The organism is Halorubrum sp. SP9 (assembly GCF_005435015.1).
Classification (GTDB): domain Archaea; phylum Halobacteriota; class Halobacteria; order Halobacteriales; family Haloferacaceae; genus Halorubrum; species Halorubrum sodomense.
Genome location: NZ_SGXU01000347.1, coordinates 1 through 481, shown reverse-complemented (window position 1 = coordinate 481; position 481 = coordinate 1). Strand labels below are relative to the sequence as shown.

Here is a 481-nt window from a genome sequence, read left to right as displayed (position 1 = left end):
CAGAGTGCGCGGTCGTAAATCACCTGTCGGTGCGTCCGCAACGCCTTTGCTGCCGCCGATCCGTCGAACCGTCGAAGATCGTACTGACACAGCGCGGTTACTGGGTGATCGGGACACGCTGAATCAAACTCGATCTCGAAGTCGACAATCCGCTCGAACGATGCCTCGGCGTCAAACGCCCACGTGTTCTCCCCGGCGAGCCAAAGCCCCTTGTAGCCGTCCAAGGCGCTCTGTTCCGCCTCGGATCGCAGTTCGGAGACGGTGGCGTCAAGGTCGAATCCGCCGTCGAGATACACTGCCGACGCGTCGCGGACGACGAGGTCGCCGGCAGCGGTCCGCGCTGTGACATTGACACCGGCCTCTCGGAGGGCGTCTTCGATCCGCGACGGGGGGTTCGCGTCGGCGAGGTACACGCATCGATGACCGGCCTCGAGACCGTGCGCAAGGAACTCAGACACGGCATCAAGCTGCGTGGCCGTCG

At 64.2% G+C, this 481-nt stretch carries 1 protein-coding gene; it reads right to left on the bottom strand.

All coding sequences use genetic code 11. The features are described 5' to 3' along the window. Positions 1 to 413 (bottom strand): MEDS domain-containing protein (locus tag EXE45_RS17835; protein WP_241989534.1); only part of this gene is annotated, 413 nt, incomplete at its 3' end. Between the last annotated feature and the right edge of the window lie 68 nt (positions 414 to 481).